The 215-nt window shown below is 54.4% G+C and carries 2 tRNA genes; both read right to left on the bottom strand.

The window, feature by feature from the left end:
* Positions 1 to 25 precede the first annotated feature (25 nt).
* A tRNA-Ala gene (locus CWE01_RS33135) sits at positions 26 to 101 on the bottom strand.
* 30 nt (positions 102 to 131) lie between these two features.
* Positions 132 to 208, bottom strand: a tRNA-Ile gene (locus tag CWE01_RS33130).
* Positions 209 to 215 lie beyond the last annotated feature (7 nt).

Here is a 215-nt window from a genome sequence, read left to right as displayed (position 1 = left end):
CTCTAACAACAGAAACAGCAGTAAGTGGTGGAGCCAAACGGGATCGAACCGTTGACCTCCTGCGTGCAAGGCAGGCGCTCTCCCAGCTGAGCTATGGCCCCGTATTTCTACAGGCTTTTCCCACACAAAATTGGTGGGTCTGGGCAGATTCGAACTGCCGACCTCACCCTTATCAGGGGTGCGCTCTAACCAACTGAGCTACAGACCCAATTTCG

The organism is Pseudomonas sp. QS1027, from assembly GCF_002814235.1.
Classification (GTDB): Bacteria; Pseudomonadota; Gammaproteobacteria; order Pseudomonadales; family Pseudomonadaceae; genus Aquipseudomonas.
The sequence above is the reverse complement of the archived record's forward strand: the minus strand, read 5'-3'. Positions and strand labels throughout refer to the sequence as shown.